The organism is Leptospira kanakyensis (genome assembly GCF_004769235.1).
GTDB classification, from domain to species: Bacteria; Spirochaetota; Leptospiria; order Leptospirales; family Leptospiraceae; genus Leptospira_A; species Leptospira_A kanakyensis.
In genome coordinates this window covers 1-467 of the sequence record NZ_RQFG01000027.1, presented here as the reverse complement: position 1 = coordinate 467, position 467 = coordinate 1, and the positions used below count along the sequence as shown (strand labels likewise).

Sequence of the window (467 nt, the reverse complement as noted above, 5' to 3'; positions counted from 1 at the left end):
AGAATATGAAAACGATCACTTTATACAACCAAATGCTGAACCAATCGAAGTCTTAAAGTTTCTTATGGAAGAAAACAACTTAACCCAAAAAGATTTAAATATTTTGGGTAGCCAAGGTGTTGTTTCAGAAATTCTAAACGGAAAAAGAGACTTGAACGTTAGACAAATTAAAGCATTAGCAGAAAAGTTCAAAATCTCCCCATCTGTTTTTATTTAAAATTTAACTCTAACTTTGCGACTTCGTATAACAACGGCGAATCGCTGCACTTCGGCACTGCCGGCCTCGTTTGGGCTACGCCACATTCCTCTCCGTCACGCTTCTTGCTCTGCAAGAAGACGCGCCGACGCTAACGCCTCCTTCAGAGGCTCAGCTACGAGGAACGTCGATTAGCCTAGTTCGTTATACGTAATGACCCAAATCATATCTTTATGACTGTTTTGACATAGAAAAATAGGATACCAACTCT

The 467-nt window shown here is 40.0% G+C and carries 1 protein-coding gene; it reads left to right on the top strand.

Features of this window, described 5'->3' with window-relative positions; genetic code table 11:
- Nucleotides 1–217 (top strand): helix-turn-helix domain-containing protein (locus EHQ16_RS19440; protein WP_135638930.1); only part of this gene is annotated, 217 nt, incomplete at its 5' end.
- Between the last annotated feature and the right edge of the window lie 250 nt (nucleotides 218–467).